Origin of the sequence: Streptomyces sp. NPDC051136, from assembly GCF_044455745.1 — a bacterium.
Classification (GTDB): domain Bacteria; phylum Actinomycetota; class Actinomycetes; order Streptomycetales; family Streptomycetaceae; genus Streptomyces.
On sequence record NZ_JBITFE010000004.1, the window covers coordinates 324572 to 340720 of the forward strand.

Sequence of the window (16149 nt, forward strand, 5' to 3'; positions counted from 1 at the left end):
AGTCCTTCCCGGATCTTTCCTGTCTGCCCCCGGCGAACTGCCGTCCGTCGACAGCTGTGGGATCTCAAATTTCGCTGCATAGTCTCAGGGCTGATTGCACTCCGACTGCACTTGTGCAGTACGCATGAGACCCACTGCTCAGTATCGGCACCCATTCGAGTGACGGCATCTGATAACCCCTCGCCCCGCGTCGGCCAGACGGCATCTTGGGTTCGATGGCCATTCCTCGGGGTGGGGGTAGTGCCATGAGTAATCACGCTGTGACAGTCAGCGCTCGTCAGCCGAACGGACAGCTCCTCGAGGACCGACCGTGGGTCGAAATCTCGGTCGATGCGTTGGGGGCCGCTGCTCCATGGCGAACCTTTCACTGGCGCAAGGGGCAGAGGCACTACGCAGGCACCTACTGGTCGTCCACGACACGAAGCCATGTGATCTACGAGTCTCGGCTGGAGCTCGCACGGCTGTTGTGTGCTGACTTCGAGCCCTCGGTGCACGGCATCGTCGCGCAGCCCTTCCTGCTGAAAGCCCTGGTCGACGGCCAGGTCCGCAAGCACGTCCCGGACTATCTGTTGATCACTGATTGCGGCCCTGTGGTGGTCGACGTGAAGCCGCGCTGGCGGTGGTCCACGCCTGTCGTATCGCTCACCTTCGCTTGGACCCGACAGGCGGTAGAGGGACGCGGCTGGTCCTACGAAGTGTGGGATGCACCTCCGCCCGAAGAGCTGGAGAACATTCGCTTCCTCGCTGGATATCGACGCCCGTGGCTGTTTGATCCGAGCCTTCTGGACGAGCTGCACCGCGTCTCGCTGGACGGTGTTCCACTTCGACTGGCGCCTTCGAGACTGCCAAACCGGCCCGAGCCACAGGTTCGCGCCGCGGTCCACCACCTGCTGTGGTCCCACGATCTCTTCACGGATCTCACTGCCCCTCTATGCCCTTCCAGCCTGTTGAGGACGACCTCATGAGCAGCGCCGCGGCTCGAGTGGGAGTCGGCACTCGCTTCCGCTACGAGGGCGAGATTGTCGAGGTGGTCGAGATGGCCGCAACGACGTCGGGGAATGAGGTGGTCCTCAGTGACGGCCGGGGGCGTGTCCTGCGGTTGTCGCTGAGGGAGCTGCTGTTCTCCGATCGTGCGCACGTGATACCTGATCAGCCGGGCCCGGCTGCTGACGATGTGGAGCAGATCGCCTCGGTTGTACTGGGCCAGCTGCGTCCCGATGAGCGGGAGATGGTGCTGGAGCGAGCCGCGCACATCCGGGAGGTGCTAACGGGATACCGCTCCGGCAGCTCCGCGTCGGCCCGCACGGGCGAGCCACGTCCTCAGTTCGTGCCCGGCTCGCCAGCGGAGCGCAGGTACTTGTCGAAGGCCGAGGAGCTCGGTGTGTCGATCCGCACCATGAAGCAATGGGTATCTGACTTCCGCCAGCACGGCGAGGCCGGCCTTGCACCCAAGCGGAAACGGTCAGGGCAGCCGCGCTTCTCCGTTGACGACCGGTGGGTGGAGACCGCTCTGGAGGTGATGGTCGAGCACACCGGCCAGTCGCGGCCGTCACGAACCCTGGTGATCGAGCGCACGCGAGCCAGAGTGACTGCCCGCTTCGGGCCGGAGGTTGTTCGTCAGCCGAGCAGGGCGACGGCTTTTCGCGTGCTGGCAGACCTGGAACGGCGACATCCGTTGTTCCGGATGAGCACGAAGCGGAACCGGGATATCTCCGAGCGGCCGGAGGGGCCGTACGGCAAGCTCCGCCCGACACGGCCGGGTGAGTATCTGCTGATGGACACGACGCGACTGGACGTGTTCGCGTTCGATCCGCTCACGTTGAAGTGGGTGCAGGCTGAGCTGACGGTGGCGATGGACTGGTACTCCCGGTGCATCTGCGGAATCCGCCTCACACCGGTGTCCACGAAGGCGATGGATGTGGGTGCCGTCCTGTTCGAGTGTTTCCGGCCGCGGTCGGCGGGGCCGGACTGGCCGAAGCACGCGGTCTGGCCTGAGCACGGCATCCCCCGGACCGTCCTGGTCGATGTGGATCAAGCTGAAGGCCCTGGGCTCGCCTCGCCACCGCTGGTGCCCGAGACGCTCGTGGTCGATCACGGCAAGGTGTACGTCTCGGAGCATTTGACCAGTGTCTGCCAGCGGATGGGCATCTCGGTGCAGCCCGCCCGGCTGCGCACCGGCCGGGACAAGGGTCCGGTGGAGCGCTTCTTCCGGACTCTGCGCGAGGGGCTGCTGGAGGCGCTTCCCGGCTACAAGGGGCCGGACATCCACTCGCGTGGTGAGAACGTCGAGGGCGAGGCGTTCTTCTTCCTGGACGAGTTAGAGGCGATGATCCGGGAGTGGACGGCGGCGGTCTATCACTGCCGGCCTCATTCCGGGCTGGTCGATCCGGGGCTGCCAGGGCTGCGGATGTCTCCGACTCAGATGTTCGAGCACGGCATCGCGAGGGCCGGTTACATCGAGGTCCCCCGCGACCCGGATCTTGCCTTCGAATTCCTGCCGACGAAGTGGCGCACGGTCCAGCACTACGGGGTCGAGATCGACCGTCGCCGCTACCGGGGAGCGGGCCTGCCCGCTTCTGGCATCCGGAGCCCTTACGCGGGCCCGGTGAAGAACGGCTGGCCGTTCCAGGTCGACCCCGATGACGTCACTCGCATCTACTTCCGCGGCCCTGACACCCGCGTCTGGCACGCGCTGACCTGGGAGCATGCGCCGTCGATACAGATGCCGCTGAGCGAGGACGCGCTCGCCTTCGCCCGGAGGTTGGCTGCGGCCAAGTACCGCTATCCCGACGACCGCCTCGCGGTCGCCGACCTGCTGGAGCGCTGGAACCTGGGGCTGGGGACGACGCTCGCCGAGCGCCGGATGGCCTTGCGGATCTCCCGCGAGCAGACCGGCCTTGACCTGCTGCAGCCCGGCGCCTCAGTTAGTGGTTCGCTGTCATCCGTGCGCAGAGCACTCGGACAGGCCAAGGTGCCCGCAGGGGCTGACGCCGCCGCGCCTGTGGCCGAGACAGGCGATAACGACGCCGCCGATCTGGACGACCTCACCGCTGAAGAGGACTTCTACGCGGACGCCCTGGAGGACGTGTGACGACGGAGAGTCTCGCGGGCCTAGGAAATCTTGCCCTGTCCCGGAAGGAGGACTTCAAAACGTTCGTCGAAGCGCCTCGCCGGACACAGCCCGCAAAGCTGGCCCGGGAGGCCCTCCAGGCTCTGGATGAAACGGCGCGGACGGCCTACGAGCGCGACCGGCGGACATGGCACGCGAACCTGGGACCCATCAAGACTCCTCAACTGGTGAGCCTCCACGGGGACTTGTGGGACATCGTCGACAGCAACCAGCAGGACGGCGACAAGGCAAAGGGTGCCGTCGCCGTCGACGCGTTCCCCGGCCTGGGGAAGACCACCGCTGTGCTCGCCTTCGCACGGGAGTTTCACCGCCGGGAGATCGCCGAGCACGGCGCGTTCACCACGCAGGGACATGAGCGGTGGCCGGTGTGTCGGGTGGGGCTGACCGGCAACACCGGCATGAAGGACCTCAACCGAGCCATGCTGGAGTTCTTCGGCCACCCCGGGCGCCAGACCTCGACCGCCGCCCAGCTCGGGCTGCAGGCCCTGGACTGCATGCTGCTGTGCGAGGTGCGTCTGCTCATCCTGGACGACTTGCACTTCCTCAAGTGGCGCAAGACGAGCGGCATCGAGGTCAGCAACCACCTGAAATGGATCGCCAACGAATTCCCGGTCACCCTGCTCAAGGTCGGCGTGGGCCTCATGGACAAGGGCCTGTTCAGCGAAGGCGAAGCCACCGGAGACACGGTGCTGGCACAGACCGGCCGGCGCACCACCCGCCTCGACATGCCTCCGTTCACCATCGACACTGAACAGGGCCGCCGCCGCTGGCGCCAACTCCTGCTCGCCCTCGAACAGCGCATCGTCCTGGCCGACGCCCATCCCGGCATGCTCGCCGACGACCTGCCCAACTACCTCTTCGCTCGCAGCACCGGGCACATCGGCTCCCTGATGACACTGGTCAACCGCGGCTGTCAACGCGCCCAGCGCACCGGCGCCGAACGCCTCACCCGAGACCTCCTCGACCAGGTCCGCAACGACGAGGCCGCCGAACAGGCCCGTCGCGAACTCGAATACGCCTTTCGGGCGGGGAAGGCCACCAGCCGTCCCCACGGCTCTCGGATCCCTACGTGAGCCCGGCACGGCGGACCTTGCCCCTCCGGTACGCCCCGTATCCCGGCGAGGCCCTGGACTCCTGGCTGGAGGCACTCGCCGCCCGGCTGAGCTGTCCCTTCACTGACGTCCTCGGCGCGCTCGGCCTCCCAAACCGCGACCCGATCGCAGCAGCCCCGGTCCTGCCCCGCTGGACCACCTTGGCCACTCCGGACGAGCTGGCCGCCATCACCGAAGTCACTGGGGTCGTCGCCGAGGTTCTCAAGGCCATGACCCTGCAACCGTACGACGGCCACGCGGTGGAGATCGTGCCCGGACAGCGCCGCGTGCACCGGCAGGCACTGTGGGGACGTGCCGGGTCGCGGTTCTGTCCCGCCTGCCTGGAGGAGACCGGTGGCCGCTGGCAGCTGACCTGGCGACTGGGCTGGTCCTTCGCCTGCACCCGTCACCACCTCCTGCTCGCCGACCGCTGCCCGGCCTGTCTACGTACCCCACGCCTGCGCTCCCACCCCCGCCGGGAGGTACCCCGACCCGGCCTGTGCTCAAGTGCCGCAGTGGCCGGCGGCCCTCGCCCACGACGCTGCCATCACTCCCTGACCGACACCCCAGTTCTCACCCTCGCACCCGGCGGAGACCTGGAGGAGACGCAGCACCTGATCGACACAGCGCTCGCCGCCCCGGACCGGATGGCGCGTTGGTCTCTGTATGGAACCCGTGGCACACCTCTGCGGATGGCGCTTCGAGACCTGAAAAGTCTGGGTGCACTCGTCCTCAACCACGCGACGAACGCCGACCTACGCTCTCTGGCTCCGGACGAAGTCCTCAGACGTCTGGAGGAGTACCGGACCAACCCGCTGTTTCCACGTTCCCAACGACATCCGGGCACCCGGCGCAGTGACGTGCACAGCTATCACGCGCCCGACGACGCTGCGGCTACCGCCGTGGCGACCGCAGCGGGGCTTCGCATCCTGTGCGCTGCGGACATTCCTGCGGCAGCCGATGCCGCGCGGTGGCTCACCGAGCGGGTGGCCTCTTCCGGCCGTCCCCTGTATCCCGCTGGCGTCGTCTCGGTCGGCGGCACGCTCTCGCCTGTTCTCGAAGCAGCCCTGCGATGCAGCCGTGAGACACAGATCATGCCCGTCTACCGTCTGCGCCACCGCACCGCCGTGCACTCCACCAGGTCGCCCACCAACCACGACTCCAGGGCCAGCATGCTGCCAGCCGCCCTATGGCCGGAGTGGGCCTTACGCCTGTCCCCGCATCACCCCACCGGCAGGCCCATCGCGAACCGCACGGACGAGCTCCTGGCGGTCGCCTGCCTGCTCGTCGGCAACACCACCTCGATCCGGGCCGCGATCCGGCTGACCGGCACTAGCGTCACCGCCCATAACGTCTCCACGCTCCTCGCCGGCCTCACTCGCCGCAGCGACTGTGCCGACCTCCTGCACGCCTTGATCCTTCTGGCCGACCATCTCGACCAGCACGGCGCTCCCATCGATTACGCACGCCGCCGCGCCCTGTTCACCACGCAGACCCGCTTCATCGACCCCCGCTGCTGGAACGATCTGCAAAGCCGCCTGCGCTCGACGCACGCCCCCAACGTCGCGCACGCCCAGCGCTGGATTTTCCACACTCTGACGGGCTCCCCGCCGCACCTCGCCCACCCGGCCCTCGCGCCGGCCGCCAGAGCGCAGCGTCAGCAGTACCAGCGCTTCCGCTGGCGGATCCTGCCAGCCGAAGCCGAACTGCTCACCCACACCGCGCACGTGCTCCTCGACGAGCACGGCATCGACGAGCCGCTCCAGTGGACTCCGCAGCTCCCTGTCCGTGCCCTGCTTCACCTCGTCCTTCCCGGGCCTGCCCCGGACAGCATCACCGTCGCCCAGCTCAAGCAGGCCGTGCCGATGGGCGACTTCTCCATCGCCCAGCTCGCAAGCTCACTCAACACCACCACGGCCCACGTCACCTACCTGCTGTCCCAGCACCCCGTCGACTGGAGCCCACCCCGGTTCCGCCGAACGCAGCACATCGCCAGCCGCATCGTGCAGTGGCGCACCTGGTACGAAGAAGATCACCTGTCGCTCCAGGACATCGCCGACCGCGAAGGAACCACCCTCGCCACGGTCCGCCTGGCATTCCTCAAGAACTCGGTCCCACTGCGCCCCGCCGGGTCTTATCCAGGTCGCCCCGGGCGGAAGTGCTCTGGCCCGCCTGCTCACCGGTGAGGGGCGGAACTGCTTGCAGGCCCCGGACAGCGCTGATCCGGCTGCTGTCCCAGCCCCGGCACGCAAGACCGGCCGCCTCAAGACGATCGCACCGCAGTGCTCACCCGCCATGGAAGCCGTGATCGCTGAGGCGCCCGCCTTCCGCCGCGAAGCATGCCAGCGCCCGCTCAATGGGCTGACTGGCGCAGATGAGCCCCGGATCCGGCGGCGGGGCAGGCGTGAGCCGGATCCGGGGTGCATGGGCCCCTGTGGGAGGACTATTTGACAGCGCCGGCCGTGACGCCGCGGGTGAGGGTGCGCTGGAAGATGAGGAAGAAGACGACCATGGGGATGACGCCGAGGAGGGCAGCGGCGCTCAGGGCGGTGGGGTCGCTGGTGTACTGGCCTTGCATGACGGAGAGGCCGAGGGGGACGGTCTGGTTGTCGTTGGAGATCAGCAGGACGAGGGGGTAGAGGAACTCGTTCCAGCTCCAGACGAAGAAGAACACGCACATCACTGACAGGGTGGGCCAGCTCATGGGCAGGATGATGCGCCACAGGATGGTCCAGCGGCCGGCGCCATCGAGGGAGGCGGCTTCGATGAGTTCGCGGGGGAAGCTGCTGAAGACGGAGGAGAGCAGGTAGGTGCCGAAGGCGCTGTAGGTGATGCCGACGAGGATGGTGTAGCCGAGCTTTCCGTCGTACAGGCCCATCTCCTTGAACAGGTAGTAGATCGGGTAGACCAGGCCCTCTTGTGGCAGGACGTTGACGCCGAGGAAGAAGACGAGAAAAGCGGTGCGCCAGCGGACGCGGCCGATGCCGATGGCGTAGGCGTTGAAGAGGGCGAGGACGACGGCGATGAGGACGACACCGAGGCTGATCTGGATGCTGTTGACGAGCTTCTGGGTGAAGTCGACGCGTTCCCAGACGTCGCCGATAATGTTCCAGTTCCAGTGCTCGGGCCAGGACAGTGACCCGTTGGTCCGGTAGTCGGCGCTGGTCTTGAAGGAGTTGAGCAGAATGATCGCGAACGGGGCGAGGAAGGCCAGGACGAAGACGGTGACCGCGGCAAGGACGGCGTAGGAGCCTGCACTGCGCTTGCGGGGTGCCTTGTTCTTGCGCCAGCCCGTGGGGGCGGCAGGGCCGAGGGCGTCTGTCTTCTTGGCCCGGGACGTGACGGGGGTGGTGGTGTCGGTGGTCATGGTCATCCGTCCTCGCGGGCCTGGCGGGTGAGCATCGTTCCGGCGATGATCAGCACGAGCAGGGTGATGGTGCTGGAGATCGCGGAGCCGTAGCCGACGTCGGCGCGTTCGAAGAAGTTCTGGTAGGCGAAGTAGGCGGGGACGAGGGTGGAGTTTCCGGGGCCGCCGCCGGTGAGCACGAAGATCTGGGCGAACACCTTCAGGCCGGCGATGGTGGTGGTGACGAGGACGACGTAGACCTCGGGCCGCAGGATGGGCACGGTGATGCGGGTGAAGCGTTGCCACCAGGAGGCGCCGTCGAGTGATGCGGCCTCGTAGAGTTCGGGGTCGATGCGCTGCAGGCCGGACATGAACAGGACGAGGGGGTAGCCGAGCTGCATCCAGACGAGGACGCCGAGGACGACCCAGAGGGCGAGGTCGGGGTCGCCGAGCCAGTTCTCGGCGAGGGAGCCGAGGCCGATGGTGTCGAGGATGCTGTTGACGGCGCCTTCGGGGGCGAGGATCCATCCCCACATCAGGCCGGTGACGGCGACGGGGATGACCTGGGGCAGGTAGAGGCCGGAGCGGAAGATGCCGACGATGCCGTCGCCGTGCTTCTTGCCGATGTAGTCGAACAGCAGCGCGGCCAGGAACAGGCCGAGCAGGGTGGGGACGACGGCGATGCCGATGATGACGAACGCGATGTTGCGGAAGGAGGCCCAGAAGTCGGCGTCCTGAAAGAGGCGGGTGTAGTTGTCCAGGCCGGTGAAGGTGGGATCGCCGATGCCCTGCCACGCCGTCAGGCTGTAGTAGAAGGTCATCACCAGCGGGACGACGAGGAAGAGCAGACTCAGCAGCAGGCCCGGCGCGAGGAAGACGGCATAGCCCGTGGACCGCGGGTGACGTTTGGTTTTCACTGTTGCTCCTGGTTGGGCGGGACGGCTACCGCGGCGGGCCCGGGCAGCCGCCCCCGGAACGCGTGGTTACCGGCCGGCGGCGCGACGAAGCGACGACCGGGGCGGGAACGTCACGGCCTGGTCGCGACGTACTTCTCGTAGGGGGCGGCCAGTTCGTCGAGGACGGAGTGGGCCTTGCCGCCGTTCATGAGGTTCTGCGTGGCCGCGACCCAGGTGTCGTAGTAGCCGGCGACCGGCCAGTCGGGGTAGAAGGCCAGGCCATCGTTCTCCTGGGTCTGCGCGAAGGCTTCGGTGAGCTCGCGGGACTTGGGGTTGGTGATGTCGGCCGGCTTGGCCGCGAGCGGGACGTTGCCCTCCTCACCGATCAGCTTCTGGATCTTGTCGGACATGGTGATGTCGATGAAGTCCTCGGCAAGCTTCTTGTTCTTGGCCTTGGTGGGGATGACCCAGTTGTTGCCGCCCGAGCCGAGGGTCCTCTCGCTGCCCGGGTAGGCGGCGGTGGACCACTGGAAGTTCTTGATGTCGGTGGTCAGGCTGCCGAACCACCAGTTGCCGCCGACCATGATGGGCCGCTTCTTGGAGACGAACTGCTCGACCATGTCGCTGCCCTTGAGGCCGACGTCCTTCTTGTCGAAGTAGCCCTTGTCGAGCCACTCCTGGTACTTGTCGACGGCGTAGGTCATTTCGGGGCCGTGGAAGTCGACCTTGCCCAGGTAGCGCTGGTAGTTGTCGACCCAGGTGTTGTTCGCCTTGGACAGGGCGAGCAGGTAGAGCCAGTGGCTGGCGGGGTGGTCGTTGCCGGCGTTGGCGAGCGGGGTGATGCCGACGGCCTTGAACTTCGCGAGCGCGGCCTCGAAGCTCTTGAAGTCGGTGGGCTTGTCGACGTTGTACTTCTTGAACAGGTCGTCGTTGTAGTAGGTGAGGACGAACTCGCCGTAGTTGGGTATGCCGTACCACGTGTCGCCGCCCATCTCGCCCTTGTCGTTGTAGCGGGCGGTGACGGAGGCGCTGTCGCTGATCTTCCTGTCCCAGCCGTGTTCCTTCACCATGGGGGTGAGGTCGGTGAGCAGGCCCTGCTTGGCAAGCTGGCCGGTGGTGGCGTTGCCCTTGTTGTACTCCATGACGTCGGGCGCCTTGTCGGAGTTGAGGATCATGCCGGCGTTCTGCTGGATCTGCTCGAACGTCTTGCGCTCGAAGACGACCTTGACGTCAGGGTGGGTCTTCTTGAACTCGGCGACGGCCGCGTCCCATGCCTTGCTCAGGGCCCCGTCCTCCTGCTCGTAGTGCCACAGGCGCAGGGTCTTGCCGTCGCCCTCGGCACTGTCGGAGCCACCGCAGGCGGTCAGCGGCGCCAGCAGGGCCAGGGCGCTGACCGCGAGGAGGAGCGGCCTTCTGCGGAGGACGGAGGAGGTGCGCGGGATGTTCATGGCTGTTCCTTGGTGTGCGTCGTTGCGACAGGGCGGGCGGCTCAGCTGGTGGTGCGGCGGCGGTGGACGCGGGCTTCCCACGGCTGCAGGGTGTGCGGCGTCGTGAGGGATCCGGTGGCGGGAACGTTGGCGATCAGGGTCTCGCTGTGCTCCCAGCCGTCGGGCAGGTCGACGGTGAGGTCGCTGGCGCTGAAGTTGGCCAGGACGAGCAGTTCGGTGCCGCGGTTCGCATCGTGACGGGTGAAGGCGTAGAGCTGCTCGTGGTCGGGGTGGAGCATGTGGAAGTCGCCGTGGGTGAGGGCGGGCTCGGTGTGCCGCAGGGCGATCAGGCGGCGGTAGTAGTGGAAGACGGAGTCGGGATCGGCCTGTTGTGCCTTGGCGTTGACCTCGGTGTGGTCGGCGTTGACCGCGATCCACGGTGTGCCGGCGGTGAACCCGGCGTGTTCGGTGGCATCCCACTGCATGGGGGTGCGGGCGTTGTCCCGGCTGCGGTGCCGCAGCCCGGCGAGGACCCGCTGCTCGTCGGCGCCGAGTGCCAGCTGATCGCGGTGGTGGTTGAGGGACTCGATGTCCCGGAAGTCGTCGATGGCGGCGAAGGGCGCGTTGGCCATGGCGAGTTCCTCGCCCTGGTAGACGTACGGGGTGCCGCGGTGCAGGTGGAGGACGGTGGCGAGCAGCTTTGCCGAGCGGTAGCGGTAGAACGGTGAGTCGTCGCCGAAGCGGGAGACCACGCGCGGCTGGTCGTGGTTGTTCCAGTACAGGCTGTTCCAGCCGGTCTGGCCCAGGCCGGTCTGCCAGCGGCCGAGGCTGGCCTTGAGGTCGGTCAGTTTCAGGGGGCGGATGTCGAATTTGCCGCCGGGGCCCTGGTCGAGGCCGACGTGCTCGAACTGGAAGACCATGTCGAGTTCGCGGCGGGCGGGGTCGGTGAAGAGCTTGGCCTCCTCGACGGTGACGCCGGGCATCTCGCCGACGGTCAGCAGGCGCCGCGGGTGGTCGGCGAATACCTGGCCGTGCATCTCGGCGAGGTAGTCGTGGATGCGGGGCCCGCACACGTAGTGCGGGCTGCCGTCGCCGAAGCGGGCGCCTTCGGCGACGAGGCCGTCGGGCAGGGACGGGTCCTTGGAGATCAGGTTGATGACGTCCATGCGGAAGCCGTCCACCCCGCGCTCCAGCCACCAGCGCATCATCGCGTACACGGCCTGGCGGACTTCGGGGTTGTCCCAGTTCAGGTCGGGCTGCTTGCGGGAGAAGGTGTGCAGGTAGTACTCACCGCTGGCGATGTCGTACGTCCAGGCAGGACCGGAGAACCACGACTCCCAGTTGTTCGGTTCCGCTCCCGCCGTCCCGGGCTCCATGCCCTCGCGGGCCGGACGCCAGATGTACCAGTCGCGCTTTGGGCCGCCCGGACCGCTGTCGCGGGAGGCGGTGAACCAGGGGTGCTCGTCGCTGGTGTGGTTGACGACCAGGTCCATCACCAGCTTCATGCCGCGCTCGTGTACGGAGGCCAGCAGCCGGTCGAAGTCGGCGAGCGTGCCGAACAGCGGGTCGATGTCCTGGTAGTCGCTGATGTCGTAGCCGTTGTCGTCGTGCGGTGAGGGGTAGACCGGGGAGAGCCACAGCACGTCCACGCCCAGCTCGGAGAGGTAGTCCAGACGCTCGGTGATCCCCTGGAGGTCGCCTATTCCGTCCGCGTTGGAGTCGGCGAAGGATCGCGGATAGATCTGGTAGACGACCGCTTTGCTCCACCAGGAATCGGCGGGGCTGGCTACGTTTTCTGGCACGGCAAACCTCATCGTGTGTGGTCAGCTACTTAAAGTGAAGGTGAGGAAGAGTGACGGCCTTGGCGTGAAGCTCGGCGGCGACAGCAGATCAGGAGATGGCCGCGCCCACCGCGTCACGGATGACGAGGCAGGCCGCGCCTCTGGCCCACAGGTCGTGGCGGACAGGGTCGACGTGGACGTCACAGTCGCGGGCAGCGGTGGAGAAGGCGTGGGCTTCCAGTGCCTGTGACGCCGCCGGGCCGAAGAGGTCGTAGGCGACCGCTCCTTCTCCGGCGATGATGATCTTTTGCAGGTTCAGCAGGTTGCACATGCCGGCCAGTCCCCGTCCCAGGGCGGCTCCTGCTTCGGCGAACGCGGAGCGGGCGACGGCCTGGGCGGATCCGCCTGCGGGCGAGCGTGCGAGATCGGTGGCTTCAGAGATCGTGGTGCAGGCGATGCCCGCGTCCTGCAGGTGGCGCAGGACCGCCCGGTCACCGGCGAGAGCTTCCAGGCAGCCGCGGCGGCCGCAGCTGCACATCGGGCCCGCGGGGTCGAGGGGCAGATGGCCGAGCTCTCCGGCCAGGCCGGTGGCGCCGGAGAACAGGGTTCCATCGAGCAGCAGGCCGCAGCCGATGCCGGGGCCGACGGTGACGACGGCGAACGAGTCGACGTCGCGGCCCTGCCCGAACCAGCGTTCTGCGACGACCAGGGTGTTGACGTCGTTGTTCACGACGACCGGCAGACCGGTCGCTTCTCTCAGCGGGCCGGCCACGTCGACCTTGTCCCAGTCGAGCAGGGCCGAGTAGCGGCAGATGCCGGCGCCCGAGTCGACGTGGCCGCTGACGCCGACTCCGAGCCCCAGTACCCTGTCCGCCGCTTCGGGCGCCTCGGAGAGGAGCCTGCTGGTCAGGGCTGCAGCGGCGGACAGGGCAGTCTGGGGTGTGCAGTCGGCGATCGGTTCCTCGGCGCGGGCCAGGACGTTGGCCGCCATGTCGGTGACAACTCCGGAGACCTGTGCGGGACCGATCTTGATGCCGACGACGATGTGCTTGTCCGGATTGACGTGGAGCATCTTCTGCGGCCGGCCCCTCCCCTGAGGAACGGCGTCCGCTTCGTGCAGGTAGTCGTGCTCCAGGAGCGGGGGAAGCATCCGGGTCACGCTGGAGGGGACGAGACCCAGGCGCTGGGCCAGTTGGGTGCGCGAGATGGGACCCGCGGTGAGGACGGTCGCGAAGATCTCCGCCCGGGTCTGCTCACCGACAAGCTCCGAGAAACGGATCTTGGACGGGCTCATCACGCGCGCCTCCAAAGGTGTAGTCGGTCAAGGGCTGGTCGGTCCGGTCCGCTTCCATCGAACCCGATGCGGAACACGCCGTCGTCGGTGACGGCGAAACCGTGGCGCAATCAGGGCCGGGGAGATCGCCGTGCTCTCCTCCCGCTTACCCCGGGCGCCTGGTCTGGTGCCCGGGCCAGCTGGACATGACGGGAGTCTGTCCCCCCAGTTTTCGTGCGTCAAGAAAGAAAACAGCGCGTTACGCAACCGTAATCGCGCCTCGTGTGCCCGCCTCCTGTACCAGAAGTCCCGGTCTGGGGCCTTGGTTCGGCCGACGAGACGGGCGAGCAACAACGAATCTTGTTCATTTCGTTGACACGGGGAAGAAATGACGGGACGTTATCCGGCGACCGCACAGCGCTGGGCTCAGCATCCGGCGCTTGCGCGGCATCCAGGGCCCCTTTGTCTGCGCCGTTGGTGCCCTCAGCGGAGTGCGTGCTGCGCCCACCGGCCCGGGCGGGGCGGAGAACCGGAGTGTTCCGGCCTCCCCGGATGAACCCGGGCGCACACGCCACCCGTTCTTGCCTGCTGAAGGGAGGACTCTTGCACTGGCCCGGTCACCGACCCGCGACAAGGCCGTGGCCAGCCGATCCGCCGGGCATCCGGCCATCTGCCTGTACGTAGCCCGGACCGGCCGGGGGCACCCAGTTTCCCCGGCACACCTGTAGGAACCCGCCGGCGGCCGCCTCGGCCGCGCTTCCCCTGATGCGTGCCGTCTCGCCGGCCTGCGCTTTGGTCGGGCCGCCCGAGCAGACCGCCGTGCACATTCGCCGGCGGTCCCCTGTTGCCAAGGAGAAGGACATCAGCATGCCCGCAGCAGCACTGAGACGACTGGCGGCGATCGCCGTCGGACTGGCGCTGGCACTGGCCTCGGTCATCGTGCCCGCCAGCACGGCCGCGGCCGGAACGCCCCCAAGCCGCCCCGCTCCTGACGCCCTGGCCGCTCCGGCGGCTGAGCCGACACCCGCGGACAGCACCGCCCTGAAGACGTGGTGGCACGACAACTACGAGTTCAACACCACCAGCCCGGTTGCCAACGACAAGGTTCGGCGGTCGTCGTTCTACGACGTGAAGGTCGCCACCGCAGCGGCCCCGACGACGAAGTACGACTCGTTCGCCTACATGAGCATCCCCCGCAGCGGCAAGGGAAAGATCGGCTACACCAAGGAGGACGGGGCCGAGTTCTCCTCGTCCGCGAACCTCACCATGAGCTGGTCGTCCTTCCAATACACCACCGACGCATGGGTCGACGTCTCCCTGCGCACCGGCCAGACGATCTCCTCGGCCGACCAGGTCAAGATCAAGCCGAGCAGCCTGAACTTCGCCAAGGAACTGGTCAACAGCAACACCGTGCGCGTCAAGGTGCCCTACAGCTCGGCCGGCTACCGGTTCTCCGTCGAGTTCGACCCGCAGCTGTACACGGCCTACAACGACATGTCCGGCCCCGCGAACGACGCCGGCAAGCTCACCGACCAGAGCGGCGGCGGCAACCGGGCCATCCACACCGAGCCCCGCAACTCCATGATGATCTTCGCCGAGCCGGCCCCGACGGGCGCAGAGAAGGAGCGGCTGGTCCCGACGTCGTCCTCGGGCAGCACCTACTACCCGCCTCAGGGCCAGGTCACCAACCTGAACACGATCAGCGAGGAGATCGTGTACTTCCGGCCCGGCACCTACTACATGACCTCCAAGTACCACGCGCTGCTGCCCAAGCAGGTCAAGTGGGTCTACCTGGCCCCCGGCGCGTACGTGAAGGGCGCCATCCGCTTCCCTGACGACAGCCAGGGCCTGTACAAGGTGACCGGCCAGGGCGTGCTCTCCGGTGAGCAGTACGTCTACGAGGCGGACACCAACAACAACTATGACCACCTCTCCGGCGCGTCCAACTGCCACTCCAGCTGCGTGAAGATGCTGCAGTTCGAGTCCGCCCCCGGCCGCCAGCAGCACCTGGACCTGCAGGGCGTGACCATCAACGAGCCGCCCTACCACTCCTTCGTCGTCTACGGCGACGAGCAGACCTTCAGCATGCGGGTCGACAACTACAAGCAGGTCGGTTCCTGGTACTGGCAGACCGACGGCATCGAGCTGTACCGCGGCAGCACCATGAAGAACACGTTCTTCAACGCCAACGACGACGTGCTGAAGATGTACCACAGCGACGTCAGCATCGATAACACCGTCATCTGGAAGAACGAGAACGGCCCCGTCATCCAGTGGGGCTGGACCCCTCGCAACATCGACAACGTCCGCGTCAGCAACACCCACGTCATCCACAACCGCATGTACTGGAAGGACGTCAAGTACAACACCTGCATCCTCAACCCCTCCTCGCACTGGGAGGACACGGGCTCGACCACCAAGGCCGACCCGGGCGCATGGGTGAAGAACATGACCTTCGAGAACATCACCGTCGAGGGCATGACCAACTGCGCCATCCGCGTCTTCGCCCTGTCCAGCACCGAGAACATCCACATCAAGAACCTCAAGATCGGCGCGTGGAACCAGCTGGACCCGTCCTCCCAGATCAGCCTCCTCAAGCGGCACAGCAACAGCGCCGGGCAGAAAGTGACCCTCGGCAACGAGACGCGTGACAGCCGCGGCCTAAAGCTGGAGAACTACACCGTCGGCGGCACCGTCATCAGCAAGTCCGGAACCAACTGGTCCGCCGACCAGCTCGGCCGGATCGGCTTCGACGCCGAGAACTGGGACAACTGGAACGCCTGGGGCCCCGGCGACAGCAACCCCGACCCTGACCCGGTAACCGGTGGCAAGATCGTCAACGGTGCGACGTCCAAATGCCTCGACCGCGCCGGCGGCGCCACCGCCAACGGCACCGCCGTCCAGCAGTGGTCCTGTGCCAACGTGGCCTCGATGAGCTGGGCGCTCGACGGACAGCAGCTGAAGTCCGGCGGCAAGTGCCTTGACGTCGAAGGCGGCGCCACCGCCAACGGCACCAAGGCGCACCTGTGGGACTGCGGCAGCTGGGACAGCCAGAAGTGGGCCTTCCAGTCCAACGGAACCCTGAAGAACGTCAAGTCCGGACGCTGCCTGGACATCGAAGGCCAGAGCAGCACCGACGGCGCCCGCCTGCACCTGTGGGACTGCGGCACCTGGGCGAGCCAGAAGTGGACCCTCACCTCCTGAT

The 16149-nt window shown here is 67.1% G+C and carries 10 protein-coding genes; 5 read left to right on the forward strand and 5 right to left on the reverse strand.

The genetic code is table 11. The features are described from left to right. The first annotated feature begins 245 nt into the window (after nucleotides 1-245). From ACIBCJ_RS13975 to ACIBCJ_RS13990, 4 genes are all read left to right on the forward strand, one after another. The gene (locus tag ACIBCJ_RS13975; RefSeq protein ID WP_362504400.1) at nucleotides 246-965 is read left to right on the forward strand and encodes a TnsA-like heteromeric transposase endonuclease subunit; all 720 of its coding nucleotides are present in this window, start codon (nucleotides 246-248) and stop codon (nucleotides 963-965) included. After that, nucleotides 962-3091 (forward strand): helix-turn-helix domain-containing protein, encoded by a 2130-nt coding sequence (locus ACIBCJ_RS13980; protein WP_362504397.1) that lies wholly within the window; start codon nucleotides 962-964, stop codon nucleotides 3089-3091. Before ACIBCJ_RS13975 ends, ACIBCJ_RS13980 begins: the two co-directional genes overlap by 4 nt. A 206-nt stretch (nucleotides 3092-3297) precedes the next feature. After that, on the forward strand, nucleotides 3298-4203 hold the full coding sequence (locus ACIBCJ_RS13985; RefSeq protein ID WP_365978129.1) for a TniB family NTP-binding protein: 906 nt from the start codon (nucleotides 3298-3300) through the stop codon (nucleotides 4201-4203). Beyond that, complete coding sequence (locus tag ACIBCJ_RS13990) at nucleotides 4200-6407, forward strand: TniQ family protein (RefSeq protein WP_362504391.1); 2208 nt, start codon at nucleotides 4200-4202, stop codon at nucleotides 6405-6407. The genes ACIBCJ_RS13985 and ACIBCJ_RS13990 overlap by 4 nt, the downstream gene beginning before the upstream one ends. 257 nt (nucleotides 6408-6664) lie before the next feature. Here ACIBCJ_RS13990 and ACIBCJ_RS13995 read toward each other — a convergent pair whose 3' ends face one another. The 5 genes from ACIBCJ_RS13995 to ACIBCJ_RS14015 all read right to left on the reverse strand — a co-directional run bounded on the left by ACIBCJ_RS13995 (nucleotide 6665) and on the right by ACIBCJ_RS14015 (nucleotide 12965). Then, a complete protein-coding gene (locus tag ACIBCJ_RS13995; protein ID WP_362504388.1) occupies nucleotides 6665-7588 on the reverse strand; it encodes a carbohydrate ABC transporter permease in 924 nt (307 codons plus the stop codon). Between the two features lie 2 nt (nucleotides 7589-7590). Then, entirely contained in the window at nucleotides 7591-8484 is an 894-nt protein-coding gene (locus tag ACIBCJ_RS14000) for a sugar ABC transporter permease (RefSeq protein WP_362504385.1), read from the reverse strand. Nucleotides 8485-8594: 110 nt separating this feature from the next. Continuing rightward, entirely contained in the window at nucleotides 8595-9911 is a 1317-nt protein-coding gene (locus tag ACIBCJ_RS14005; RefSeq protein ID WP_362504382.1) for an extracellular solute-binding protein, read from the reverse strand. 41 nt (nucleotides 9912-9952) lie between these two features. Next, nucleotides 9953-11692 (reverse strand): alpha-glucosidase, encoded by a 1740-nt coding sequence (locus ACIBCJ_RS14010; protein WP_362504379.1) that lies wholly within the window; start codon nucleotides 11690-11692, stop codon nucleotides 9953-9955. Between the two features lie 88 nt (nucleotides 11693-11780). Further along, entirely contained in the window at nucleotides 11781-12965 is a 1185-nt protein-coding gene (locus ACIBCJ_RS14015) for an ROK family protein (RefSeq protein ID WP_362504376.1), read from the reverse strand. Nucleotides 12966-13811: 846 nt separating this feature from the next. Here ACIBCJ_RS14015 and ACIBCJ_RS14020 point away from each other — a divergent pair. Then, a complete protein-coding gene (locus tag ACIBCJ_RS14020; protein WP_365978130.1) occupies nucleotides 13812-16148 on the forward strand; it encodes a family 49 glycosyl hydrolase in 2337 nt (778 codons plus the stop codon). Nucleotide 16149 lies beyond the last annotated feature (1 nt).

Excerpts from the sequence above, each read along its gene's own strand:
- ACIBCJ_RS13975 (WP_362504400.1), top strand. The coding sequence starts at position 246 with ATGAGTAATCACGCTGTGACAGTCAGCGCTCGTCAGCCGAACGGACAG.
- ACIBCJ_RS13980 (WP_362504397.1), top strand. The coding sequence starts at position 962 with ATGAGCAGCGCCGCGGCTCGAGTGGGAGTCGGCACTCGCTTCCGCTAC.
- ACIBCJ_RS13995 (WP_362504388.1), bottom strand. The coding sequence starts at position 7,588 with ATGACCACCGACACCACCACCCCCGTCACGTCCCGGGCCAAGAAGACA.
- ACIBCJ_RS14005 (WP_362504382.1), bottom strand. The coding sequence starts at position 9,911 with ATGAACATCCCGCGCACCTCCTCCGTCCTCCGCAGAAGGCCGCTCCTC.
- ACIBCJ_RS14020 (WP_365978130.1), top strand. The coding sequence starts at position 13,812 with ATGCCCGCAGCAGCACTGAGACGACTGGCGGCGATCGCCGTCGGACTG.
- ACIBCJ_RS14015 (WP_362504376.1), bottom strand. The coding sequence starts at position 12,965 with ATGAGCCCGTCCAAGATCCGTTTCTCGGAGCTTGTCGGTGAGCAGACC.